The sequence below is a fragment of the Azospirillum sp. A26 genome, from assembly GCF_042604635.1.
GTDB lineage: Bacteria > Pseudomonadota > Alphaproteobacteria > Azospirillales > Azospirillaceae > Azospirillum > Azospirillum palustre.
In genome coordinates, this window is the sequence record NZ_CP170473.1 from 1480063 (window position 1) to 1499536 (window position 19474).

At 62.9% G+C, this 19474-nt stretch carries 42 protein-coding genes; 3 read left to right on the forward strand and 39 right to left on the reverse strand.

Features of this window, described 5'->3' with window-relative positions:
• Positions 1-3: 3 nt before the first annotated feature.
• From ABNQ39_RS20655 to ABNQ39_RS20780, 26 genes are all read right to left on the reverse strand, one after another.
• Complete coding sequence (locus ABNQ39_RS20655; protein WP_376960119.1) at positions 4-1197, reverse strand: PBSX family phage terminase large subunit; 1194 nt, start codon at positions 1195-1197, stop codon at positions 4-6.
• Positions 1198-1199: 2 nt separating this feature from the next.
• Positions 1200-1526, reverse strand: a complete 327-nt coding sequence (locus ABNQ39_RS20660) for a hypothetical protein (protein WP_376960120.1) — start codon at positions 1524-1526, stop codon at positions 1200-1202.
• 45 nt (positions 1527-1571) lie between these two features.
• Complete coding sequence (locus ABNQ39_RS20665; RefSeq protein ID WP_376960121.1) at positions 1572-1787, reverse strand: hypothetical protein; 216 nt, start codon at positions 1785-1787, stop codon at positions 1572-1574.
• Positions 1778-2014, reverse strand: coding sequence for a hypothetical protein (locus tag ABNQ39_RS20670; RefSeq protein ID WP_376960122.1), 237 nt, complete (start codon positions 2012-2014; stop codon positions 1778-1780). The genes ABNQ39_RS20665 and ABNQ39_RS20670 overlap by 10 nt, the downstream gene beginning before the upstream one ends.
• Complete coding sequence (locus ABNQ39_RS20675; protein ID WP_376960123.1) at positions 2007-2276, reverse strand: hypothetical protein; 270 nt, start codon at positions 2274-2276, stop codon at positions 2007-2009. Before ABNQ39_RS20675 ends, ABNQ39_RS20670 begins: the two co-directional genes overlap by 8 nt.
• Positions 2270-2668: a hypothetical protein gene (locus tag ABNQ39_RS20680; protein WP_376960124.1), complete on the reverse strand. Its 399-nt coding sequence runs from the start codon at positions 2666-2668 to the stop codon at positions 2270-2272. The genes ABNQ39_RS20675 and ABNQ39_RS20680 overlap by 7 nt, the downstream gene beginning before the upstream one ends.
• Before the next feature lie 9 nt (positions 2669-2677).
• Positions 2678-3460 carry a DNA-methyltransferase gene (locus ABNQ39_RS20685; RefSeq protein WP_376960125.1) on the reverse strand — a complete coding sequence of 261 codons (783 nt, stop codon included), beginning with the start codon at positions 3458-3460 and terminating at the stop codon, positions 2678-2680.
• Positions 3461-3960: 500 nt separating this feature from the next.
• On the reverse strand, positions 3961-4500 hold the full coding sequence (locus tag ABNQ39_RS20690) for a hypothetical protein (protein ID WP_376960126.1): 540 nt from the start codon (positions 4498-4500) through the stop codon (positions 3961-3963).
• Positions 4501-4963: 463 nt separating this feature from the next.
• Positions 4964-5659: a hypothetical protein gene (locus ABNQ39_RS20695; RefSeq protein WP_376960127.1), complete on the reverse strand. Its 696-nt coding sequence runs from the start codon at positions 5657-5659 to the stop codon at positions 4964-4966.
• An 88-nt stretch (positions 5660-5747) separates the two neighbouring features.
• Positions 5748-6032 (reverse strand): DUF6378 domain-containing protein, encoded by a 285-nt coding sequence (locus ABNQ39_RS20700; protein ID WP_376960128.1) that lies wholly within the window; start codon positions 6030-6032, stop codon positions 5748-5750.
• Positions 6029-6235: a hypothetical protein gene (locus ABNQ39_RS20705; RefSeq protein WP_376960129.1), complete on the reverse strand. Its 207-nt coding sequence runs from the start codon at positions 6233-6235 to the stop codon at positions 6029-6031. Before ABNQ39_RS20705 ends, ABNQ39_RS20700 begins: the two co-directional genes overlap by 4 nt.
• Positions 6236-6237: 2 nt before the next feature.
• A complete protein-coding gene (locus ABNQ39_RS20710; protein ID WP_376960130.1) occupies positions 6238-6780 on the reverse strand; it encodes a hypothetical protein in 543 nt (180 codons plus the stop codon).
• Positions 6773-7066 (reverse strand): hypothetical protein, encoded by a 294-nt coding sequence (locus tag ABNQ39_RS20715; RefSeq protein WP_376960131.1) that lies wholly within the window; start codon positions 7064-7066, stop codon positions 6773-6775. Before ABNQ39_RS20715 ends, ABNQ39_RS20710 begins: the two co-directional genes overlap by 8 nt.
• On the reverse strand, positions 7056-7364 hold the full coding sequence (locus ABNQ39_RS20720; RefSeq protein WP_376960132.1) for a hypothetical protein: 309 nt from the start codon (positions 7362-7364) through the stop codon (positions 7056-7058). Before ABNQ39_RS20720 ends, ABNQ39_RS20715 begins: the two co-directional genes overlap by 11 nt.
• Complete coding sequence (locus ABNQ39_RS20725) at positions 7354-7608, reverse strand: hypothetical protein (protein ID WP_376960133.1); 255 nt, start codon at positions 7606-7608, stop codon at positions 7354-7356. The genes ABNQ39_RS20720 and ABNQ39_RS20725 overlap by 11 nt, the downstream gene beginning before the upstream one ends.
• A gap of 1 nt (position 7609) precedes the next feature.
• Positions 7610-7987, reverse strand: a complete 378-nt coding sequence (locus tag ABNQ39_RS20730) for a hypothetical protein (RefSeq protein WP_376960134.1) — start codon at positions 7985-7987, stop codon at positions 7610-7612.
• Complete coding sequence (locus ABNQ39_RS20735; protein WP_376960135.1) at positions 7980-8225, reverse strand: hypothetical protein; 246 nt, start codon at positions 8223-8225, stop codon at positions 7980-7982. The genes ABNQ39_RS20730 and ABNQ39_RS20735 overlap by 8 nt, the downstream gene beginning before the upstream one ends.
• Positions 8218-8625 carry a hypothetical protein gene (locus tag ABNQ39_RS20740; protein ID WP_376960136.1) on the reverse strand — a complete coding sequence of 136 codons (408 nt, stop codon included), beginning with the start codon at positions 8623-8625 and terminating at the stop codon, positions 8218-8220. Before ABNQ39_RS20740 ends, ABNQ39_RS20735 begins: the two co-directional genes overlap by 8 nt.
• 330 nt (positions 8626-8955) lie before the next feature.
• On the reverse strand, positions 8956-9240 hold the full coding sequence (locus tag ABNQ39_RS20745) for a hypothetical protein (protein ID WP_376960137.1): 285 nt from the start codon (positions 9238-9240) through the stop codon (positions 8956-8958).
• The gene (locus tag ABNQ39_RS20750) at positions 9237-9539 is read right to left on the reverse strand and encodes a hypothetical protein (protein WP_376960138.1); all 303 of its coding nucleotides are present in this window, start codon (positions 9537-9539) and stop codon (positions 9237-9239) included. Before ABNQ39_RS20750 ends, ABNQ39_RS20745 begins: the two co-directional genes overlap by 4 nt.
• Positions 9536-9847 (reverse strand): hypothetical protein, encoded by a 312-nt coding sequence (locus ABNQ39_RS20755; protein ID WP_376960139.1) that lies wholly within the window; start codon positions 9845-9847, stop codon positions 9536-9538. The genes ABNQ39_RS20750 and ABNQ39_RS20755 overlap by 4 nt, the downstream gene beginning before the upstream one ends.
• Before the next feature lie 31 nt (positions 9848-9878).
• Positions 9879-10418, reverse strand: a complete 540-nt coding sequence (locus tag ABNQ39_RS20760) for an HNH endonuclease signature motif containing protein (protein WP_376962645.1) — start codon at positions 10416-10418, stop codon at positions 9879-9881.
• A gap of 33 nt (positions 10419-10451) precedes the next feature.
• A complete protein-coding gene (locus ABNQ39_RS20765) occupies positions 10452-11378 on the reverse strand; it encodes a toprim domain-containing protein (RefSeq protein WP_376960140.1) in 927 nt (308 codons plus the stop codon).
• A complete protein-coding gene (locus ABNQ39_RS20770) occupies positions 11375-11758 on the reverse strand; it encodes a hypothetical protein (protein ID WP_376960141.1) in 384 nt (127 codons plus the stop codon). Before ABNQ39_RS20770 ends, ABNQ39_RS20765 begins: the two co-directional genes overlap by 4 nt.
• Positions 11739-13259, reverse strand: coding sequence for a DEAD/DEAH box helicase (locus ABNQ39_RS20775; protein WP_376960142.1), 1521 nt, complete (start codon positions 13257-13259; stop codon positions 11739-11741). The genes ABNQ39_RS20770 and ABNQ39_RS20775 overlap by 20 nt, the downstream gene beginning before the upstream one ends.
• A complete protein-coding gene (locus ABNQ39_RS20780; protein ID WP_376960143.1) occupies positions 13256-13867 on the reverse strand; it encodes a YdaU family protein in 612 nt (203 codons plus the stop codon). Before ABNQ39_RS20780 ends, ABNQ39_RS20775 begins: the two co-directional genes overlap by 4 nt.
• 114 nt (positions 13868-13981) lie before the next feature.
• Between ABNQ39_RS20780 and ABNQ39_RS20785 the strand changes: the two genes are divergently transcribed.
• Positions 13982-14272: an XRE family transcriptional regulator gene (locus ABNQ39_RS20785; RefSeq protein WP_376960144.1), complete on the forward strand. Its 291-nt coding sequence runs from the start codon at positions 13982-13984 to the stop codon at positions 14270-14272.
• 26 nt (positions 14273-14298) lie between these two features.
• On the opposite strand, the gene ABNQ39_RS20790 is transcribed toward ABNQ39_RS20785, so the two are convergent.
• From ABNQ39_RS20790 to ABNQ39_RS20840, 11 genes are all read right to left on the reverse strand, one after another.
• Positions 14299-14841, reverse strand: coding sequence for a hypothetical protein (locus tag ABNQ39_RS20790; RefSeq protein WP_376960145.1), 543 nt, complete (start codon positions 14839-14841; stop codon positions 14299-14301).
• Positions 14842-14844: 3 nt separating this feature from the next.
• Positions 14845-15066, reverse strand: a complete 222-nt coding sequence (locus tag ABNQ39_RS20795) for a helix-turn-helix domain-containing protein (RefSeq protein ID WP_376960146.1) — start codon at positions 15064-15066, stop codon at positions 14845-14847.
• Complete coding sequence (locus ABNQ39_RS20800; RefSeq protein ID WP_376960147.1) at positions 15063-15251, reverse strand: hypothetical protein; 189 nt, start codon at positions 15249-15251, stop codon at positions 15063-15065. Before ABNQ39_RS20800 ends, ABNQ39_RS20795 begins: the two co-directional genes overlap by 4 nt.
• The gene (locus tag ABNQ39_RS20805; RefSeq protein WP_376960148.1) at positions 15248-15517 is read right to left on the reverse strand and encodes a helix-turn-helix transcriptional regulator; all 270 of its coding nucleotides are present in this window, start codon (positions 15515-15517) and stop codon (positions 15248-15250) included. The genes ABNQ39_RS20800 and ABNQ39_RS20805 overlap by 4 nt, the downstream gene beginning before the upstream one ends.
• A 3-nt stretch (positions 15518-15520) precedes the next feature.
• Complete coding sequence (locus ABNQ39_RS20810; protein WP_376960149.1) at positions 15521-16009, reverse strand: HNH endonuclease signature motif containing protein; 489 nt, start codon at positions 16007-16009, stop codon at positions 15521-15523.
• Position 16010: 1 nt separating this feature from the next.
• The gene (locus tag ABNQ39_RS20815; RefSeq protein ID WP_376960150.1) at positions 16011-16259 is read right to left on the reverse strand and encodes a DUF2312 domain-containing protein; all 249 of its coding nucleotides are present in this window, start codon (positions 16257-16259) and stop codon (positions 16011-16013) included.
• Positions 16256-16678: a RusA family crossover junction endodeoxyribonuclease gene (locus tag ABNQ39_RS20820; protein ID WP_376960151.1), complete on the reverse strand. Its 423-nt coding sequence runs from the start codon at positions 16676-16678 to the stop codon at positions 16256-16258. Before ABNQ39_RS20820 ends, ABNQ39_RS20815 begins: the two co-directional genes overlap by 4 nt.
• Positions 16678-16863 (reverse strand): hypothetical protein, encoded by a 186-nt coding sequence (locus tag ABNQ39_RS20825; RefSeq protein WP_376960152.1) that lies wholly within the window; start codon positions 16861-16863, stop codon positions 16678-16680. The genes ABNQ39_RS20820 and ABNQ39_RS20825 overlap by 1 nt, the downstream gene beginning before the upstream one ends.
• A gap of 2 nt (positions 16864-16865) precedes the next feature.
• Positions 16866-17333 carry a hypothetical protein gene (locus ABNQ39_RS20830; protein ID WP_376960153.1) on the reverse strand — a complete coding sequence of 156 codons (468 nt, stop codon included), beginning with the start codon at positions 17331-17333 and terminating at the stop codon, positions 16866-16868.
• Positions 17330-17506: a hypothetical protein gene (locus ABNQ39_RS20835; RefSeq protein WP_376960154.1), complete on the reverse strand. Its 177-nt coding sequence runs from the start codon at positions 17504-17506 to the stop codon at positions 17330-17332. Before ABNQ39_RS20835 ends, ABNQ39_RS20830 begins: the two co-directional genes overlap by 4 nt.
• 114 nt (positions 17507-17620) lie before the next feature.
• Complete coding sequence (locus ABNQ39_RS20840; protein WP_376960155.1) at positions 17621-18085, reverse strand: hypothetical protein; 465 nt, start codon at positions 18083-18085, stop codon at positions 17621-17623.
• Positions 18086-18138: 53 nt separating this feature from the next.
• Between ABNQ39_RS20840 and ABNQ39_RS20845 the strand changes: the two genes are divergently transcribed.
• Together ABNQ39_RS20845 and ABNQ39_RS20850 are read left to right on the forward strand one after the other, a co-directional pair.
• Entirely contained in the window at positions 18139-18315 is a 177-nt protein-coding gene (locus tag ABNQ39_RS20845) for a hypothetical protein (RefSeq protein WP_376960156.1), read from the forward strand.
• A complete protein-coding gene (locus ABNQ39_RS20850; protein WP_376960157.1) occupies positions 18316-18636 on the forward strand; it encodes a hypothetical protein in 321 nt (106 codons plus the stop codon). It abuts the gene before it with no gap.
• Positions 18637-18733: 97 nt separating this feature from the next.
• On the opposite strand, the gene ABNQ39_RS20855 is transcribed toward ABNQ39_RS20850, so the two are convergent.
• Both ABNQ39_RS20855 and ABNQ39_RS20860 read right to left on the reverse strand, forming a co-directional pair.
• Entirely contained in the window at positions 18734-19153 is a 420-nt protein-coding gene (locus tag ABNQ39_RS20855) for a hypothetical protein (protein WP_376960158.1), read from the reverse strand.
• Between the two features lie 3 nt (positions 19154-19156).
• Positions 19157-19399: a hypothetical protein gene (locus tag ABNQ39_RS20860; protein ID WP_376960159.1), complete on the reverse strand. Its 243-nt coding sequence runs from the start codon at positions 19397-19399 to the stop codon at positions 19157-19159.
• Between the last annotated feature and the right edge of the window lie 75 nt (positions 19400-19474).

Genomic DNA, 19474 nt, shown 5'->3' on the forward strand with positions numbered 1-19474 from the left:
ACCTCAGAGGCGAAGCGGCGTGACCGCGGTAACAGTCTGCGGCACCCTGACCAGTTCCAGGGCGTAGCGGATAGCGTCGATGACGTGGTTTTCCTTGTCCTCCAACTGCGGGAGGACTTCGCCGGTCAGCTTGTCCACCTTGTAGGAGTACAGGGTTAGCTCGTCGATTGTGTGCTTACAGTCGGGGTGGACGACGATGTCGTAGGACTTCAGGAACTCTATGCCGTCTTCAACGGAGCCTTGCCCCTTGTTCGCCGCGACGACTTGGGGGAAGCCGTGTTTCTGCATGTAGCTGATCGTCTCTGGCCTCGCGCTGTCTGCCCGGATCGGCCATTTGTCGGAGCCAGGGACCGTGCGGAACAGGGCGGGCGTGTTGTCGATCTCGCAGCCCACCTTGTAGGCTTCCTTGTCGATGTAGAGCGTCCTGCCGTTGATCCAGCACCGCACCAGGACGGTAGGATCGACAGAGAAGCCCCAATCCGCACCGAAGTAGAACCGCGCATCGGCTGGCGTGTCGAACGCTTCGATGCGCCAGTTCTTGAAGACGCGGGCCTCGCTGTTCCGCTGATGCTCGCCAAGCCAAATGTGAGCGTACTTGTCAGGGTCGCGGCGGCGGTCCCATTCCATTTCGTCCCGTAGCACGTCGGGAAACCAGGGGTTGTCGTCCCAGTTCACCCGCTTGACCACGGCATTCGGTGGCGCGTCTGAGCCCCGGAGCAGCGTCTCAACCGGATCGTTCGGAAGCCGTGGGTTCCACGTCATCCATATTTCGGAGCCTGGCTTACGAAGCGTCGGGATGAGGATGTTCAGGCTGTTCTGTGAGACCGTCGCGGCCTCTTCGATCCATGCCCTGTCCAACCCCTCCAGGCTCTTGATGCTGTCCGGGTTCGTCCGGAGCCCTGCAAACACGAAGAGCGAGCCATTCGCCCCGCGTATCTCCGTGTCAGTGCTGGTGTAGAAGCCCGACAGGCCAGAGGCGGCGATCTTGTCGTCCAACAGCCGCTTCACGCTGTCCTTGATGCTGCGCTGTATCTCACGGGCGCAGAGGATGCGGAGAGGCTTCTGTGCGGCCTGTAGGACCAGGGCTTGAGCGAAGGCATGTGACTTGCCGGAACCGCGACCGCCGTAGCTTGCCTTGTACCGCCACCCGTCTTCAAACAGGAAGCGGAAGGTCTCCGGCATCTGGATCGTTGGCATCGTCAACCCTCGTTGCCGTCACCCTTCGAAGGAGCAACGAACTCGATGCGGAGCGAGCCGTCCGTCTGGATAGGCCCACCATCCGGCCCGCTGTGCTCGTTGCTCACCGCCGCGAGTTTGGGCGCGTAGTAGGGAGCCGCAGCCTTTGCCGCGTCCAACCTCTGATCAAACGTCGGCTGTTCTCCGGGTAGATCGTTCCGCATCACCGCCAACAGAAACTCATGAGGAAGCATTCCAGCCGCAGCAGCCTTCTCCCTCGCCTCACGCGCTACCTTCTGGACGGCGCCGACCTTGCGACCTGCGCCGGGCCTTGCTCCGCCTCTGGGCATCTTTGAATTCCGTTTGATTGTTTGATTGGATTTCAGACAGTCGGCTTACACCACCATCCAAGCGATGCCCGCACACAGCGCGATAGCCGTGAGTGTGTAGGCTATGCGCCTGTAGGCGTGACGTTTGCCGGCTTCATAGCCTGCACGGTAGTTGGAGCCGCTGATCTCACTGGGTGTGCGGATTGCCATGCTGTCCAGCTTGGCGATGGTCGGTGCCATGGAGCGGGGGCGTTCCATGTACATGCTGTCGATCAGGGGCATGGCGGCATCCCATTCACGAGATTGCTGCGGATCACCGGGCGGGGCATGGCGTTCTCAGCCGGAGGGATCATCTCCACCCACACCTTCACGTCAGCGCAGCCGGCGCGCTTCCACTTGGCTTCGATCTTTCGGGCCAAGCGAGCGGCGCCCGTCTGTGTGCTGGCGTCTATCTTGCCGTCAGCAGCGCGGGAAAAGGCTGGGCAGCGGCCGGGGATGAGCTTAGCCATGGGCAGCCCCTGCCAGTTCGTGCGGATCGGCGTCATGCGGATAGCCGGCAGTCAGGCCGAACACCGGCAGCGCTCCGACCTGCACCAGACCAAGGGCGGCGGAGATGCGGTAGTGGCCGGGCTGCGGATCGCCCGCGCCGTCAGCCACATCTCCATCACACACCAGCCTGACACCGCCGTCGTAGATGCCGGACGAAGCGTCGTGGCACTCGTAGAGGCAGCGGGCCGTGTTGACCGTCTCCAGCGTCTTCATCGTCACCACTCCCGTGTACGTTCGTTGAGCGTCTGTGTCATGCGGTCCAGCCTGTCGTTGAGGATGGCCGGGCCGCAGATGGCGACGTTGTCCGGATGGTCAGCGACATCAGACAGCGGGACGCCATAGCCGACCGTGGTCATGTGGACCATGGGCGCGGCAGACGATGCCCGATGCGCCAGCGTGCCGTCAGCCAGTCGGATCAGCACGTCACCCACGTTCGGCGGCGGGGCGTAGAAGCCGGCGTCGTCCGTCATCTCAACTGCTTCCAAGCCATTCGAGCGCTCAATCACAACATAGGCTTGGCGAGTGGAGATGCGGGCTATGGTGCCGAGTTCGGGGGCAGAGGGGCAGCCGTCGAAGTGTCCGGCGGATCGGCCGCAGTCGAGACAGGCGGGCATGGCGACCTCCTATTCAGCAGCGATCAGGTCCAGTTGAGCGGGCTTGGCGGCGATAGCCTCGCCAACGCGGCGCGTGGCCGTATCGAAGTAGCCGGGGTCTTTCTCTATCCCGATGAACCGTCGGCCGGTGTTTACCGCGGCGCATCCGGTTGTCCCGCTGCCCATCGTATTGTCCAGCACCGTCTCGCCTGGATTGCTGTAGGTGCGGATCATGTATTCCATCAGGTCCACCGGCTTTTGGGTGGGGTGCTGGCCGCGCTGCACGTTGAAGCGCTGGTATGACGATGGCACCCTGAGCACGCCACGAGGCGCACGCTGGCCGGTGAATGCGCGGGTGTTGTCGCTCTTGGTCAGCGGGTTGTCCGGCGTTGTGATACGCTCCAATCCCCTTGGCGACCGCGGCTGCATCTGCTTGTTGTAGGTCCAGCCGCCCCGCGAAAACACCAAGGCGACCTCGTGCTCCTTCATCGGCTCTCGGACCGTGTTGCAGAAGTTGCTGCCCATGTTTTTGAGCCAGACCCATTCATGCCGGAACAGTGCATGGCGGCTCATCACAAGCATGCTGCTGAATGGCTGGCTGGCCGTCAGGACGATGGCCGCCGTCTGCTTGGCAACCCGCAGGTACTGCTCCCACAGAGGCGCGAAGGGGATCATGCGGTCCCACTCGTTCGCCGTCGCCTGATAGGGCAGGTCCGCCAGCACCATATCGACCGAGCCGTCCGGTATCTCATGCATCCGCTCAAGGCAGTCGCCCAGCATCAGCCAGACGCTGTCACGCTGGATGTCGGTCATGGCGGAACCTCGGATTGATCAGTCGTCTCTGTGCGTCCCGCGAAGCATGCGCCCGGCGTATTCGTACCAGAGGCTGCCGTCTGGATTGGCGCCCTCTCGGGACTGGCGGCGCGTGGCACTCACTCGGTCAAGCTCAGCGTCCAGGGCGGAGCATGGGGCGCAGTCGGAAGCGGATCGGCAGAACTCCTGGCAACTGGTCATGGGCGAACTCCGTAAGAATTCGAATACCTGAGCCTCGCATTTCGGCGTACAATTCCGCATTCGCCACACAAGGGAACGCCATGACACCGAAGGATTTGCGCGAGTGGATGACCGTGATGGGCTTCAAGTCGCAGGCAAAAGCAGCGGAAGCGTTGGGCGTGTCAGCCGAGACGTTCGGCAACTGGCTGGCCGGGAAGCGCCGGGACGGGAAGCCTGCGCCAATCGACCAGCGCACCGCCCTTGCATGCGCAGCGCTCTATCACCGGCAGGCCCCATGGGGGACGGCGTCACACCGCGCCCTATAACCTTGTCCGGTAGTGCTCGTACCAGTTCATGGCCCGCAGGTAGATGGGCGAGCAGCGCTGGTCGTCCGGCAGCGATAAACTGCGGACCCATTGCACGAAGTCAGCGTGGCTGCGGGCCAACGATGTATGTTCGCCGATCTCCTGCATCAGGCGGGTCTCAAGCTGAACGTGATCGCCGCGGAGCCGGGAGGCCTCTTCGATGGCCTTCAACCGGTCGTCAATGGCGTCCGTGAGCCTGTCGGTAAGCTCCTCGATCTTGGCGTCCTGCTCAGCTATCCGCTTGTACAGCCCCTCGATCTCGGCTTTATGCCGGGCCTCAGCGGCTTCCTGCGCTTTCTCCATGCGGGCCAAATGCGCTTCAAGCTGCTTGATGGCGGCGCTCTCGACCTTGTCGGCCTGCTCCGTGCGGCGGTCATCTCGGGCCGTCGCCTTCAGGCCACGCCAGAAGTCCCACGCCATGCGACCCAATAGAGCCAGCGTTCCGCCGCCAGCCACGCCAACCACGGCTTCTGTTGAGACGGCAGGATCGGGCATGGCATCAGTCCTCTACACCCCACACCATAAACGGCCGGAGTGGAATAAGTGCGGCATACAATGAGATAGCAGAGGCATTGGGGTCCGCCTCATCGGTGGGCACGTCGGGCAAAGGCACCTGTATGATACAGGCACCTTCAGGTAACGGTGCGTCGGGGCTGTCCGGCATGGATGACCTCCGTCACCTTGGCACCTACAGCAGCGCAGTAGCCTAGGGCCTTGCCCTGTGTGGAGAAACTAGCCAGTACGCAGCCATCGTCAGGCGCGTTGCGGATTTCCCAAGGAACGCACCAGTCGGAGCCGCGGACGATCTGGACAGAGCGACCGCGCATCACGAACCCCGGAACGACAAAGCGCCCGAGCGGGGTTCCGCCGGGCGCAATTATCAGGATTGAATAACCACTACACTCTGAGTCCCCATCGGGTCAAGCGCAAAAGTACGCCGCACCGCAACTGGGCTACCTCATGCGGCCATTTGGCGCTTTACCTTGCCGGATCGAACGTCGTCATAGAGGTCGAGAGCGTCACGCAGGATCGACGCAAGCGTGCCGTTCTTCATGCGGCGACGGCCTTCAACCTGTCGGCAGGTCAGCCCGTTGACAATCACGTCCATGACGGCCAGCAAGCGGGATTTCCGGCATCCATGAAGCATCCGGCCGGCGGCCTGTTCGCGCTTGTCGAACTCACGTCGCCACGCGGCATAAGCCGAGACGATGCGCGCCGCGTATTCGACGGACGACGAGCCAGGGCCGCCGGGGATGCGGTGTCCGTAACTCGCAATCTGCGCATCCATCCCCAGCGTATCGAGGCGGTAGCCGGCGGCAATCTGGACGGCGGCGGTATACTGCTCCTGTGTGAGTTGGTCACGGGAGAGCATGCGAAGGAGCGGGTCTTCGCCGATACGGTCGCGCGTCTCTTGCGTGCCGGCGTCACATTCGGGGCGCCTCGCTTCTTCCTTGGCTTCTTGCTCCAGTTCGCGGCGGCGGCGTTCGGCGGCAGCACGGATGGAGCGGTTGAGTTTGGCAGGGTCTAGCGGCTTGCGCGGCCTCTCGGGCTGGTCAGCTTCCACGCGTCGGATCGGAGCCGATAAAACGGCGGCTGGCATACGCACCGGCCGGTTGAACTCGATACCGTCAGGCACGTTGATGTAAACTGGCATATCGCATCCTTGGCCGGAACACTCGCACGGGCGGATTGTAGCAGATACCAAGACGCCGCGCAGTGTTTTCCATCAGCGCGGCGTGGTATTATGGTGACTTAGCGGGAGCCCCAGAGAGTTCACCGCCAAGCCCAGAGTATCCGGCCTTATCAACCCACCCGTCACGCGCCGTCGGCATTTGCAGCAGCCTGCACGTCTTCAACCAATCCATCGCCAAGCACACCTTGGCCGGCGTGACAACTCCGTCGGCAAAGATGACTTGCCATCCGGCGGCGATGCGGACGAAGTTCGTTTCTGGGCTTCCGTACGCCTTCAGCCGCTCGCCGTGGATCAGGTCGCTTGCTTCCGCCAATATGTCGCCGCGGGTGGTCACTCTGCGGCCTCCTTGGCGGCTCGGGATAGTCCGTCGATCAGGTTGCCAATCACCGGGACAGGCCAGTACACGATCCACACAGCGGATGCCGTCATGGCGCCCTGAGTGAACATGCCGCCGCGAGACACTGAGGCGAACGACATGCCGATCATGAGCCCGGTCAGCAGATAACAGGCAGCAAAGCCGGCGATGAACTGGCGCATGGTTATCGCTCCTCCTTGGCGCCGTCTATCTCGCCAAACGCCGCGGCCATGAACTCCGGGTTGGAGAGGTTGCGAAGGGTGCGGGACGTTACGTCGTCGTATTCGTCGCCGGTGACGTAGCACTCGGGCTGCTGCAACTGCCCCAGGTCGGCAAGGTGCTGCGCCCGCTCCTCGCGGAGTTCGGCGTTCAGCCGGGCGTTTTCGGCGGTAAGCGCCTCCAGTGCGTCGCGAACCTTCATGTCAATGTCGTAAAAATCAGGTCGCTCGTCCGGCGCCACAATAGACCACACGCGGCGCAGCATGCTTTCGGCCCGCTTGGTGTTGGCTTGCTCTGCCTCCAGTGCGGATAGGAGGCGGTACATGTCGGAGCCGATGAGGTGGCCCAGGCGTTCGCCACGCTCGGAATTGTCCATGGCGCCGACCGGAACGTCAGCGACGACGCGCGCCCACCGCGCCCGCATCTCGGCAAGCTCATCGGCGCTCAGCGGTGCGGCCGGCGGCTGCGTGCTGTAGCTGGTGGGGTCCATTGGATCGCAATCAGCCATCGGTGCGCTCCTCCAGTTCGGCGACCAGCATGGCGCGAAAGTCCTCCGTCACAGCGAAGCGCCAGAGCGACGCCGCGCATTCCGGGTCGGTCACGCGCGGCTTTACCACCGCCTCAAGCATTGCCGGGGTTGGTCCGTGGTCGTGTAGAGCGCGGAGGGCAGCACGGGCTTCCCTGCGGTACATGACGCGATCCTCCGGCGGTGCGGTCAGCCAATAGCTGACGTGCCCGCGTCCGGCGTTGCAGATGGCCTCCGCCATGGCGTCTATCAGGCGTTCAGCGGTCATGGTCGGTCTCCCCGGACAGGATGGCGGCGATTACCTCTTGGCACACCTCGTTGCGCTGGGCGAACACCGTTGGAAGATGCTCGATCATCCGGCCCTTCGCGGCATCAACGCAGCGGGTGCGCTCTGCCATTACGGCGGAGCGGATCGCATTGGCGATGGCGTCACGCAGGGCCCCGGCGCAGCGGCTTGACAGGTATTCCGGCGCTCCCATCGCAAGCTCCGGCCGCCACCTGTCGTGGACGATCTGCTTTGCCATCTGCTCCGGCGTCAGGGCGGCGGGATGGGGGTCAGCGGTCATGAGGGGCCTCCACCATGGGCATGTCACCCCAGGCAAGAGGCCAGCCGGTCGCAGGATTGATCCGAAGGGTTCCGCCCTCCCCCTCGCGGATGTCGATGAGGTTCTTCAGCGCGTGCTGTTGGCGGGTCACCAGATCAAGGAGGGCGGAGACATCGGCGTTGAACTGCTGACGGGTGTAGTCGGCAGCGCCCCCGGCCTTGCGCCAGCGGGTCAGGCGGGTGAGGGCTTCTTGGGGGTTAGTCATGTCAGGCCTCAGAGAGCTTGGCGCGGGCCTTAAGGCTGGAAATGCAGAGGGCGAGCGGGATCGAACGCCCCTGCCCCTGCAACGTCACGTCCCCGTCGCTGACCTCGGCGCTGCCGCCGATCACCTTCAGCGCTCCAACGCTACCGGCTGCGTCATGGCCCATATCAACAATCCATCCCTCCGGAACCAGCGTCAGCGCTTGGTCGATGCTGGCCGTGAAGTGCGGGAGCCCGCCCATCCAGGCGATGTTCGCATCAACGCCGCCATCAATTGGTTGGGGCGGATACCCCATGGCAGAGCCGATGATCCGGTCCAGTTCCCGGCTCGGTCCTTCTGCCGCTTCCAGACGGGAGATGAGGGAGGTGAGGTCGTTAGCCATGACGCGCCTCCTTGGCAGCGAGATACTTCATGTCAGCCGGCGACAGAAGGCCGACGCACACAAGGTCGCCATTCTCGTCAGGACAGACGAACTCACGGTGGCAGTGGGGGCAGGCCGTGACCGGGTTGTCGTCGAAGGCGTCGGTGCAGTCGCCACCACACCACGGACAATCAAAGTCCTCAGTGCCGACGATGGCGCGGCGCGGCCCTTTGGCGCGGGCAAACAGGTCGTCAGCCATTGGAGCGGCCCTCTGCCTTGGCGAGCACCGTCCGAACCGCCCACATAGCAGCGACCAGCGCGGTTTTGTCAGCAATGCCAAGCTGGGCGGCGAGCGCATCGGTGGCGTCTTCGTCCGTATCGAAATCGAAAACAGCATCAAGCGCTTTAAGAGCATCAACAGCCTCAGGCGCGGCGGCGATCAGGCGCGCATTCGCCTCCAAGCTGAACCCAATGTCGCTGTAGTCATATCCGCCGCGGAACAGGTCAGCCACGGGGATGCGGTCGCCCTCTTCGTCCTTGGCGGTTTCCGAGACGATCATGATCTCGTCCCCATCGCGTCCGTTACGCTCAATGGCCCAAGGGCCGGGCGTATGCACTTGCTTTGCACCCACAGTTTCAGTAACAATCTGGTCAGCCATTTTCGAACTCCCGTTGTTCGTTGGTGGTCAGGGCCGCTTGTCGATGTTAGCGCATCACAGCGGCCCGCTTTGTCTGCGCCGTATTCTATCACGGATCAGGCGTCGGCAAGAGCAAAAACTTCAACGCCGCTCGCCTTAGTCTTGCCAACATTACGTCACGCTCGCCACAATGCTTGCGAAGTCTTAACTGATGGCGCGGCGTGCTGTAGGAACGGCGACGTTCGGAGATGCCGCTCAGTAAGCGCCTCTGACACCCCCGTCGGCTACGTCCGTATAGCCGACGGGCTTCATCGCACTCCTTGGGCCGACGCAAGGGGGCTGGCGTCGATTTTAAGCGGCAGCCTCAACCCCCTCTTCGTCCATGAACCGGACGAACGGCACGAACTTACCCCACCGAGCGGAAGTCTTGTCGTTCTCGACGACGGTCCGCTTGGCCGCTCCGTGGATGCTGGAGACGTTCAGGCAGGGCTTGCCGTCACGCAGGACGGTCATCGGCTGGTCAGCGTGTCCGGCTTCCTCCAGCTTGCGGCAAAGCGCGAGGATCGGCGTGCGGTGCGTGACGGTGATGCCCAGGGCTTCGGCGGTATCGTCGCCGGTCAGGGTGGCGGTGATCATGCTGCGGTCTTTCGTTGAGGGTTGGTGATAGTGCGCGGGTGCGGCTCCAGCACCTTGTCGCGGATCATCTCCGCCCGGAGCTTGCGGCAGCACCCGACACAGCCGCCCGTGTGCCAGAGAGCGTCTTCGCTATCGGCCGGCGTAGCGTGCAGCCGACAAGAGGCCCCGCCGTCTTTGGACCAAGGCGCCCGGATCGGCAAAGCACGGGCTTCGTCCTCTCCGCCGATCAGCAGGCAGTGGGGCGGAGAGACCGGGCGGTGCATCTGGCGGATGGGGTTGGAGTTGTTGGCCGCGGTCATTGGGCGTCCCCCCACCGGTCGTTGATCGCGCTTTGGGCAAACTCGTCGCGCTTCTCATCGCACAGTGACAGCGCCCACTCCCTCACCGCCGGCTGCGCCTTCTGCCAGCCGCGGGGGCAGGACTCTTCGACCATGACGCACTCAATCTCGTCATCGGTCGGCGGCTCACCGACGCCGATAGCCGCGTTGAAGTAACCCGGACGGCCCTCGCTGTAGTCGTAGGTGATCCGGACATCGACGGAGGCCGTTACCGTGCCGTCGTCGCGCGTCTGCTCGTAGGTGGTTTGGTAGGTGTGGCGGGTGGACATCGTTTGGTCTCCCAGGGCGGTCGGGAATGGGTCAGGCAGCACGCGCGTTGCGGCTGCGCTTGAGAAGTTCATCGGCATCCAAAACGGGGTTGGCGAACCGGCCGAAGTGTTTCCGCGCAGCATCGGCGTATGCGGCGGCTGCGTCGTTGATGTCTGCAAAATGACCAAGATGCTTGAAACGAGCAGATGCTTGCAATCTGGCCTGCCACATCCCACGCTTCTTATCCCAGCAAACCCCCTTTACGCCAGAAGTGTTGTTTCTGTTCTTCGATATATTCCCCATGTTCTGCGATCTGTTTGCCGCCCTTAGATTTATCCATCTATTGTCAGCAGAATTCCGGTTGATGTGATCAACTTCTTCATCAGGCCATTCACCCGTCATGTAGAGCCAAGCAAGCCGGTGAGCCATGTACAGTCGGCCATCAATCTTGATGCGGACATATCCGCGCGAGTTGATGCACCCGGCAGGCATTCCAATATTGACGCGACGGCTTGGCGCCACTCTCCACACGAACATCCCGGTGTTTTGGTCATAGGCCAAAAGCTCTTTGATGCGTTCTTGCGTTGGCATTTCCACTTGATTTTCCTTCGCGGCAAATGTCGATCAAGCTGCGTGGCTTTTCTCATGCTTCCTGATCAACACGTCATTCCAATCATCACCAACGGCGGCAGGAATGAGGACTTCCGTGTCAATCTTCATCGTCCGCGCTCGCATGGCGAGGCAGAAAGCCGCGTGCTGCCCGACGTAATTCTCGTCATTGTCGGCAAACACCATAAGGCGCTTGACTTGCTTCGGCGGCTGAAACTCTTTGATCCCGTTGGCATTCAACAGCGACCAGACGGGAACATTATACAGCAGACTTGCCGAGATGGCAGTCTCAATTCCTTCCGCCACGCCCAAAACTTCCTCAAAGTCAAACAGGCGGATGGCGCTACCGGCCGGGCATTCACCCTTCATGACCTTGCGCACCTTCTCCGGGTCTTTCTGCCCGTCGCGCGTCAGGAAGGTTCGGTGAATGTTGACCGGCACGTTATCGGAATTGATGACCTTGGCGACCATGCCAAAGCAGCGCGGCGTGTTGACGAAGCGCAGCGGCTTGGGCCACTCCCGCAGGACGATCCCGCGGGAGGCCATGTAGCGCGTCACCACGTCGCCGGGGCGGATGGCAGCGGATGCCTTCCACAGGTCGTTCATCCGCTGGCGCAGCACGTGGTCAGGTTCGGTTTTGGTCGGCGCGTCGCGCGTCGCCGTCCCAAGAACCGCTTCGATCCGCTCCGCCGCTTCCTTGAAGCCAATTCCGAAAAACCGGCGGATCAAATCCGTTCCTGTGCCGTTACCACAGACGTTGCAGACCCATGAGCCGGTGCCGTTGTGATCCGTGAAGCGGAAACGATCCTTCCCCTCTTGGCAGATCGGGCACGGGCCATGCTTGCCGGTCAGGTGCGCGGCCGGGATGCCGGCTTGCAGGAGGACGGAACGCCAGCGACCACACGCGCGCTCCCAAACCGGTTCTCTGTTCTGTTGGCTCACCCTGTCCTCCTTCCCTCATTCCAGTTCGCCGGGCCGTCAATGACCGGCCGCCGGCAAATCGTCGATCGCCCACCGCTCGGCATCTCGACGACCAACTCGCCCATGTGGATTGCTAGGATGCGTCGGCCGTCGATCATCGGTATCAGGGCCTTCACGTCGCCCGGCGACCAACCCACCGTGTCCAGCCGCGCCCAATTCCTACCCACCAGTTCCGCGGCATCAGCCTTGATGATTTCCCACCGCTCCGGCAGGTATGCGCCCGGCTTCGGAGCGGTCAGCAGGCGGGCTAAAGGCTCAGCCCATCGCTTTGGCAGGCCGCCGTCATGCTCGATGATGGCGGCGCGTTCCTCGTATTCGTCGTCATGCGGCTGGCTGAGCATGGGTAGCCCGCTCCTTCTCCCGCCGCTTGGCGAAGCGAATTTGCTGGGCCTTCAGCCAGATATCGACCTCCCACGTCACCGGCTTGGGAGGAGCGTTCTTGTAGGCGTTCGGCCAAACTTGAACGGCGGAGCGGTATTGGTTGTCAGCCCACCCCTTCCTGTACCCACGCTCGCGCTCACGGAACTTGAGTTGCCCGTAAAAGTCAGCGAGATGCAGCCAAACGCCACCGATCTTGACCGTGTTCTTCGGGCCGGTCGCCTTGGTCCCCTTGCCGCGCACGATCTCGCTGAGGTCGCCGTCTTCCGTCTCGATATCGCTCCGCGGCGATCCTTCCGGCTTGAAGCCACAGCACGGGCACTGCGCCACCTTGGGCGGCTTGAGGAACGTGCATTTCGGGCACTCCTTCGGCAGCGCTCCCTTGCGCTTCGACGCGGTGCGGACGGAGCCGTCGTCAAGGCTTTCGTGGTGAATGTCGGTCACGAAGCCATGCCGGGTGTAGTTGTCGGCGTGGTCGAGAATGATGCAATCAGCCTTGCCCGGTGCGGTGCGCAGGCCACGTCCGTAAATCTGGACGAACAGGGCTTCACTCTTGGTCGGGCGAGCGTCGATGATGCAGCGCACATCCCAATCAACGCCCGTCGTCAGCGTGCCGACGTTGGCAACGATCTTGTAGGCGCCAGAATGGAACTTCTGGCTGATGCGCTCACGCTCATCCAACTCCGTGAAGGCATCGACATAGCCGCAGGGGATGCCGGCCGCCTCAAAGCTGTTCTGAACGTGCCGCGCATGCGCCCGGTTGACGCAGAACGCCAGCGTCGGGCGCCCGTCGCCCATCTTGATCCAAGTGTCAACCACGTCGGCCACCAGCTTGGGCTTGCTCATCACGTCGGCCAGCTCGCCAACGGCGTAGTCACCCTTGCTGACGCTCACGCCCGACAGATCGGGATGCGACGGCGCGAAGACCTTGAACGGCGACAGATAGCCCTGGTCGATCATGTCCTTGAGCGTGGCGCAGACGATCAGGTCGTCGTAGTGCTTCCCCATGCCCTTGGCCCACGGCGTGGCAGACAGGCCGATGACAGGGATGTCCTTCATCTCGTCGGACGCGATCCATTCGAGGAAGGCCCGAAACATCGTGTGGGCCTCATCCACGATGACCAGATCAACGTCCGGACGCTTCCGGCGGCTGAGAGATTGGATCGTGGCAACCTGCACCGGCTGGTTCGGGTCGGTCATCTCGTGATCGGCCTGGATCACGCCGATTTCAGCGATGCCGTCACGCTGGAAAGAGGCGACCGTCTGGTTGACCAGAGACAGCGAAGGGACGGTGAACATTACTCGCTTGCCCTTGGCCCGAGCCATACGGACGATTTCGCCAGCCACGCGGGTCTTGCCGCCACCCGTGGGAAGCTGGAGGACCGGGCGCTTCTTGCCGGCCTTCAGGCTTTCACGGAGGCTGATGATCGCGCGCTCCTGATAGGGACGGAGGGCGCGGATCATTTGTCACCTACCGCGCGACGCAGTGGGATGACGGTGGCAGGAGGATGGTCGGTGGCGTCATCGCCAATGAGGCCCCAATCAGGGCGCCCAGTTGCCGGCGCATCGCCATCATGACTGCCCTCCTGGCGCCGATTTTCTTGGGTAACCGCCCCTCCTTCAGCGCTATGCCGTCCGTCATACGCAGCGCTAGCTAGCGTATAGGTGGTTGTGGTTGTGGTTGCATGTGCATTGCTATTGCTTTGCATGTTGCTTTGCACTTGCATTGCACGATTTTGGCGGCGCACTTCGTGGCTCTTTTTCGCCGCGTCAACCCGCTTTGCGTACCCGGCTTGCGCCTTTGAAATCTCCCTCTCAAGGCGCCTATGCCGCCACTTCCCATCAACGATGACGAAATAGCTGGCAAGCGTCGGGCGAAGGCGACGCCACGATGTGACAGACAGCTTCGTGATGTTTGAGAGAGCCACGTCGTCATCTGGAGGAGGCCCACCCGCCTTCCAGTAATCCATGATCAGAAGCAGATAGGCGCCGTGCCCTTCGGTGGAGAGCCGGCCAGTGTCGGCCAGATAGTCCCCGATATAGAGCGGCATCCAAGAGTCAGGACGGTCCATGGCGGTAACCTCATTGGGAATGCGGCGCGCACCATATGCGCGTTGAATAAGTTACGCACTTACGATATGATCGCTCGGCGTACTGCGATCAACCATATCACATGAGAGATCGACATGCAAATCCAAGCTTGCACACAGCGGTCCGTGATGTTCAGGATCGCGCCGATGATTACTGGACGCCAAATACGTGCCGCGATGGCGATGATCGGATGGTCGCTGAAGACGCTTGCAGAGCGTTCTGGCGTGCCGTGGGCCACTGTTCAGCGCATGCAGCACGTGAACGGGCACCCTAAGCAGGGGTCTGACCGCGTTGCCGCCGTCCAGAAGGTTCTTGAGGCTGAGGGCGTCGAGTTCCGCCCCGATGGCTCCGTTGGCTTCACTGAGAAGCAGCGCACCGACGCCTAGCCCTCTGTCGTCTTGGGTGAAGGGGTTCATGCGGCCACCTTCATGGGTGCGGCGGCTGTCGGGAACAGCTCTATCCGAGCCAGCACCTTTGCCAGACGCCTTGCCGCTTTCCGGGCGCTGTTCTCGTACCGGGCGATGATGTCCGGGTGCCGCTCGGACGCTTCCAACAGGCTGTAGACCGCATGGTGGAGGTGGCTTTCCTCCACCAACAGGCCGTGGTCCTCGTCGCCGGCCAGCCAGTACAGGACTGTCAGCGCAGCCCAGATCGCAGCACGGGGCTTGTTCTCGGCAGTCTCGCGCATTGCCCACTTAGCAATTTCCAGGGCGAGGCTTTCGCACTCGCCACGGTCCCGCGGCGACAGTTCCAAGTACGGCTCTTGGCAGGCGGCACGGAGGTGGCCCAAGACGGGCGCACCCCACTGGCGTTCCTCCGGTGTGCTTTCCGGGTGATCGGCGATGACAGCCACGGGGCGGAACAGCAGCAGCGGCGGCAGGCTGTGGCGCAGATGAGCCCGGCGGCCTGCCTTCATGCGGATGCCGGTGATCAGGAGGCGTTCGTCGCGGGTCATGGCTCAAGCCTCCGGATAGTGGCGGATATCGGCTGGCGTCCAGACGGGCTGATGCGGCCGGGCCGTAACGGCTCCGGCAAGCTTCAGGCGCTTGTAGATCGCGTTCCGGCTGATGCCGAGTTCCGCCGCGGCCTTGGTGGCGCCGTGGTCGTGGTAGAGGCACAGCGTCTTGACCAGATCGGACGGAGACAGCGGCGGCCGACCAAGCTTTGAAACCTTGCTCATTGCGCATCTCCTTGGACCGGCGGCCACACGACGGGCGCCTTCATCCCGTTGACCGGGTGATTGCTCCACCATGCGCGGGTCAGCAGCGGGTATTGCTCCGCCTTGTCGTAGCCCCGGCGCAGATCGGCGACGAAGCCGTTGCCGTGGGGCTTGGCGGTCATGACGATGGTTTCGTATGGGGTCATTGGACGGCCTCCAGAGCGGGCGCAGCGCGGCGCACAGCGAGTTCGATGGGAGACGGTTCGACGTTGGCGACGATGCGCAGGCCAACCAGCTTGGCGTAGCCAAAGAGCTTGTCGGCCGGGATGAAGTTCTGGCCGGTCTCCCACGCCGAAACGGTGGAGCGGGCCACGCCTAACCGCCGGGCGGCTTCCGCAACCGACATGCCGGCAGCCTCACGGGCGCGGACGATGGCGTTGCGGATGACAAAGTAGTCACTTGAAATGGACATGGTTCACTCCGCCATCCCGAGGGCTTGACGAGCGGCGGCGCGACGGTCCCGCGCCTTGGCCGCGCGCACATCCCGATTGCGAGCGTCGTATTCCTTGGCAGCTTGAGCCGAGCATTTCCGGCAACTACGCTTGCCGTTGTGCATGCGCGTGTTCTCTGCGGTGTATTCATGCCCCTTGGGGCAGAACCGGATCAGCGCGGCAGACGCCCTTGCGGCGGCCACAGCAGTGCTGCGCCGCATGTTCTCGGCGTGCGTTACCGCTTCCAAATGATCCGGATTGACGCATGCCGGGTTACGGCAGAGGTGATCAATCTCCAGGCCGTAAGGGATCGGTCCCTTCGCCATTTCATAAGCGAAGCGGTGCGCATACACTTGCTTCCCATCAATGGCGAAAACGCCATATCCGCGCCCGGCCTTAGCGCCGATCCAGTTGACGCAAGCGGTACGGCGGTCTGGAGACGTGAACTTCTTAAATCGTTCAACAGTTTCCATGTTAGTCCACCATATTCAGGGCTTGTTTGTAGAGTTCAAGGATCGCCTCCGCTTCCTGCCGGTCCGCCTTGTCCATCTTGCGTAGACGGATAATCTGCCGAATTATTTTAGTATCGAAGCCAGTCCCCTTCGCCTCGGCATAGATTTCCTTCACGTCCTCAGAGATGCCGGCCTTCTCCTCCTCAAGCTTTTCGATGCGTTCGACAAAGCTCTTCAGGCGGTCTGCGGCGATGCCGCCAACGTCGGTCATACTGCTTCTCCAATCGGAATGATGCGAACGACAGCCTGCGGAGCCGGCCCGTAGACCTTGCGGACGAGCGCTTCACAGATCAGCGCGTCGTCGCGGTAGGCGATGCCGTTGCAGGCGTCAGAAATGCCCTTGGCGAGGTTGTCGTAGTCTGGCTTGCTGGTCGGGCGGATGGAGCCGGCAAGGGCGGCGGCCTGCTTCCGCTTCGACCACGACGAGGGGACCGGCATGACCGCATCCACCTCAATCCGCAGCGCGCAATCCAGCGGGGCGCGCCCGGCCATAGCCTGCGACGCGAATAGCCGGACGGCGCTCTCGTAGGAGCGCGTCTCCTTTGGCGTGAAGGAGATGCCACCAGAACGGCCGGCGCGCTGCCACGCCTGCACCTTCCCAGGGACGACGAAGGAGACGCCGCCGGTCATTACAGCATTCCCCGCGCGGCGCGGGCGCAAAGCTCTGCCTTGGTCAGGATGCCGTGCCGGGCTGCCAGATCGCTCACCATGCGGTGCACGTCGGCTTCCGGCATGCTGAACTCAGCGGCTATGTCACGGTCGCGACGGTTGAAGGCAAGGCGGGAAATGAGGATTTCGGTATCGAGCGTTGCCATGGTCAGGCTCCGTACAGGCTGGAGGCGGTGCAGATCGCCACAGGAAGGCCGATGATGCGGTTGCCGTCGCGGTTGCTGGTCTCAGCCATGCGGGAGTTGGCGGGCTTCAGGTAGCAGCCTGGGCGGAAAGCCGCGAGGAAGCGGTCAATCTGGCGAACGTGCTGGCTGACCGTCGGCACTGTGCTGCTGACACCCCTGATCTTCTGCACGCGGCGCTTGATCGTTGAGACGGCCAAGCCGCTGCGCTCAGCCATCTCCACGCGGCTTAGACCTTCGGCCATCCACGCGCTGATATCCGCATCGGTGGCAGGCGATTTGCGCCCTGAAACGCCATTCGTTGGCAAGCCAAGCCGGGTGCGGACGTCAGACACGGTGCCGTACGGCATGCCAGTCTCATCCGCTATCTGGATGTCGTTCATGCCCTTGGCGTTGAGCCGGCGCACGGCGTCTTCGCGCTCTTCCCTGGTCATGCGGCGATCTCCTTGCGCTTGGCGGCGGCCTTGACCGTCTCGGCAGTGATGAGGTCGCGGTTGCGCTGGTAGCGGCCCCACAGGGCCGGCATGGTGTGAAGGTCAGCGCCGAACTTCCGGATCAGTTCCGAGTTGTCCTGCGTGGCTGCGGCGATGAGGCGGTTAGTCGTCATGGCTGGCTGTCCGGGCTGGCGATGGGGAGAGGAAAGCGGCGGGGAGGCTCTGCCCCTCCTCGCCAGTCTGCGCCGGGCGGGGAGGCTGGCTATTCCCGGCGGGTTCGTGTGGGGTCATGGCGCCACCGCCTTCCGACGACGGAACCGCAGGCGGCTAAGCCCGGTCTTTTGCGCGGCCTTCTTGGACCCATTGACGGCACCGCGCGCCAGACGACGCAGCAGCCCATCAATCTTGGCGACATGCTCTTCCTGCTCCAGAAAGGCCGCAGGATCGCGCATGGCTTCGTCAGGCATCGTCCAGAAGGCAATGACGCGCCGCTGCGTATCCGGGCAATGCCGGCCAATCAGCAGAAGATCAGCGCTATCCGGGATGCGCTCACCGGATTTCCAGTGGGAGACCGTGCGGGCGCATTTCAGGGTCCATGCGGTCAGCAGCTTCGTGCCATTGGCGACAGAGGCCGCACGCTTGGCAATCCAGGCCGCGGCGGCCTTCCCGGCGGCCTTAACGTCCGTTTTTGCGGCACCGCGCACAATCGTGCATGCCTTGGGCACGTGGGTGCATGCCGTCAATGTGTTCATGACGCACCCCCAAGGGCACAATGTTGGTGTCGAAACTTGATGGACACGCAACCATGAGTATTCCGGGAGACAACAGCGAACTTCGCGTCACTCAGCCCGAGCGAGACGACGCGGCAGACCTGATCCGGTCCGTCATCGTCCTGCTGCGCATCTGGGGCCGGCTGACCGACCAAGCGCCGCGCGCCGAAGGCATTGCGATTTCCGTCATGGCCGCCACTGAGAAGCGCTGAATGGGCGACATCCCGCGCTGTCCCGCCAACGGATTGGAGCGTGCCGCTCACTTCCGAAAGGAGGCGGCGCTCCACGCTGTCGGCGGATACTGGCACTCGCGCCTGATGGCGACGGCCATTTGCATTGAAATGCGCCACCAACGTGACACGGGAGAGCCCACCTTGGCCTTTGCTAATCCGGTAGACTTGCTGATCCATGCCGCGACGCTGCGAATGGCCGCCGCGGATGAGGACTTGCCGGCCGCTCGGGACGAAATGATCGCGTGGGCGCGCCAGTTGGAGGTTGAAGCTATGGGAGGCCATGTCAGCCCTCCCCAATGAAGTGGTGGACGAAGTGAGCCTCAATCGCACCAGCGGCCAGCACGATCACCATGCAGACGGCGCCAAGGATGAGGACTGCGGTGCCCATGCGCATGGCTTAGCCCTCCGCCTTGCCGAAGGCGCCGCAGTAGCCGCGACGGCGCGCCTTGGCCTCGCTCAGCGGCTCACGGTATCCAGCCGAGTGGGTGACGCTATTTTCGTCAGTTCTGGCCGGGCACCATTCCCATGCTTCTGGGATGCCTTCTGGCCGATGAATTTCTTCCAGGCTTTCGGTGCATGGGTTGTCTTTGAATATCTCGAATGCTGGGGATGGTTCGCACTCACCCCATCGCCATGCCATGCAGTCGGAGGAAACGCAGACTACTGTCTCATTCATCATTTCTCGTCGACCCGAGCAGTCGGAGCCCCGCGCGTCGCGAGCGGGGTAGCGGTTGACGACGCCGCAGCCGGCGAAACCGCTATCGACGCGCGCCAATGGGCACCACTTCGTGCGGGCCTGTTCTTCGGTCATCAGCATGGCTCAGCGCTCCCCGACTTGGGTGGAGGCGAGCGCACGGACTTCCGCATGGCGCCGGTAGACCACTTCCTCAGCGCCACCGGCCATGTACGCCGTGCCGGCGGCAAGGATCGCAGCCAGAAGCAGAAGGACCGCGATAAAGGAGGAGGCGCTACTGCCGCAGAGGGGCTCGTCGCATCCCTTTGCGATCTCGCAGAGGGGGCCGTGGAACGAGTAGGATTGCGGGGTATGGTAGTCTTGGGGCATGATGTGCTCCGTCAGTTGATGAGACTTGCGCCGGCTGCCGATGGGGATTGGGGCCGGCGTTCGTCTGTCTGGGGG